General features: G+C 61.0%; 2 protein-coding genes and 1 pseudogene. All 3 read right to left on the bottom strand.

All coding sequences use genetic code 11. The features are described 5' to 3' along the window. A pseudogene (locus ACLQ3C_RS21350) lies at positions 1-377 on the bottom strand (hypothetical protein); the annotation flags it as partial. A 17-nt stretch (positions 378-394) separates the two neighbouring features. Further along, positions 395-1552: a GAD-like domain-containing protein gene (locus ACLQ3C_RS21345; protein ID WP_425707099.1), complete on the bottom strand. Its 1158-nt coding sequence runs from the start codon at positions 1550-1552 to the stop codon at positions 395-397. A gap of 107 nt (positions 1553-1659) precedes the next feature. Beyond that, on the bottom strand, positions 1660-2200 hold a 541-nt coding region (locus ACLQ3C_RS21340), incomplete at its 5' end, for an immunity 49 family protein (RefSeq protein WP_425707098.1).

Here is a 2200-nt window from a genome sequence, read left to right as displayed (position 1 = left end):
CCCAACCACAACGCATCCAACCAATCCGGCGCCATCGTCCGCGGATTCGGACCCGACGACCCCGTCTCAAACTCCCGGCCCAACACCTCAAACGACAACCGATGCTCACCCTTCGGCAACGACGCCCGCGCAAACTGCACCCGCGCCACCTCACACGCCGCATCCAACGACGACCACACCTCCTCCCCCACCACACCACCCGAACCCACCAACGACCACACACACGTATTCAGCAACTCATCCTGAAGACTATGAATCCGATCGCTATTCCACGGACGGTCCAACTCCAAATAGAATTCAACATCCTCCCGAGCGCCATCGAGCCTCATCGTTACATAACCCGGGTCCCACTCGTGCCACCGCTCAATATCCACCATCAGCCAATCCACCAGCCTCAGAAACCCTCCGGACGCAAAATATCCGGCAATTCAGCACGCGACACCCCGCCCTCTATCTCCGACGTCCACCCCAACGCCTCCAACTCATCAAACAAGTATTCCACCTGAAACCGGCCACCAGCAAAAATCGTAACCTTCATTCCCGACCAATCCGGCTCCCGGTCAAGGATCTCACGCCCCAACAGACGCAACCGGCGATTCACATCCTCATGAATCAACATCACCACGCGCCACGCACCCGCAGGCGTGTAAATCGCAGTCGACAACGCGTAACCTACAGCGCCATTGCGCACCAGCGTGCACACCACCGCCTGCCACGTTCCATCCTCATCCGACGCCAACTCCCGAACCCCCTCCGCAAACCGACGCACCAAACTCGCCATATTGCCGACCCGCGCATCCACCTCATCAGCAGGCACCGACAAATCACCCACCCCACCAGACTCAACCGGAACCACCCCACCACCAGCCGCACCCGCAGCCTCCGGATCAACATCCGTCAGCCGAGGACCCACCTCCGCCGTGAACTCACCCCGACGAATCTTGTCCAACACAAACAAATGCTCACGCACCTTCACCTTCTGAATATGGCTTACCTCCGCCGGCCCCCCCAACAGAATCGACGGCACAAACCCATAACACTCATCCGGCCCCACCGGCCCCAACCGCTCCAACGCCTGCATAAACAATCCACGATCAGCAGTATCATAAATATCCATTGCGCGATCCTGCATGCCCGAGAACCAGGCAAACGCCGCCGATTCCGGGTTGGAACGTTGCGCATGCCTCGACCAAAACTGACCGGTTGCCGGCGCGACGGACAAACACACCCCATGACCAGGACTCCAAAACCACACCTCCCCAAACGCACTCCGCGCCACCGGCACCAACAACGAACCCGGCTCCAAAAACGACACCTTCACACCCCGCAACATCTCCTCCGACGCAGCCGCCCACTGCAACGGATCCACCAACCACATCGCACCATCCAAAAACCCCGAAAACCCCACCCGCCGCCACAACTTGACCAACACATCCGGCACCACACCACCAAACTCCGCCACATGCTCATCACCACACACCGGCCCCTGCCAAAACACCGGCAACGCCTCAGCAAACCCCTCCACCAACTCATCCAAATCCCGCGGCACCATACCGAACCTCCTTCTGATCCGACCACTCCTGCAACCACGCCCGTAATGCCGGCTCCTCGCGCTGGCCCATCGACCGACCTGGATGAGCAGCCCTGGATGAGCAGCGGCTACCGCAACCGATCCCGACGCTCGTACAACAACGCCGCCGGCAAATACTGCGACTCCACCCCCACCTCGAAATCCGAATCCACCGCCGCGCACACCGGACCCAAAATCCCCCACGGCACAAAACCCTCCTCCTCACGCACCCGATTCTCCACCGGCCGCGTGTAATACTCCTTATTCCCCTCCAACGCCGTCCGCACATCACCCCGAAACTCACTACGGCTCCCCGACACCACATCCCACAACAACCGCACCGACGGCCAAATCGTCTGCAACATCGCCTCAGCCGAACTCCGATCCAACCCCTCCGTATCGGTCAACCGCATCACCTCCAACACCTGCTGCGCCACCGGCTCACCCCGCTCACCCCGCAACAACATCTGCCATGCCCGCGCCCACTCCACCGCCACCGGCTCCACCCACGCCCCCACACCCACCGACGCCCGCATCCACTCCACCTCGAAACCCCGCAACACATCCAACAACCCACGATCCCGCGCCACCAACCCCAACCACAACGCATCCAACCAATCCGGCGCCATC

It is taken from the genome of Gordonia sp. DT30 (assembly GCF_049844915.1).
Classification (GTDB): domain Bacteria; phylum Actinomycetota; class Actinomycetes; order Mycobacteriales; family Mycobacteriaceae; genus Gordonia.
Note: the sequence above shows the minus strand (reverse complement) of the source record. Positions and strands in the feature narration are given on the sequence as shown.

Excerpts from the sequence above, each read along its gene's own strand:
- ACLQ3C_RS21345 (WP_425707099.1), bottom strand. The coding sequence starts at position 1,552 with ATGGTGCCGCGGGATTTGGATGAGTTGGTGGAGGGGTTTGCTGAGGCG.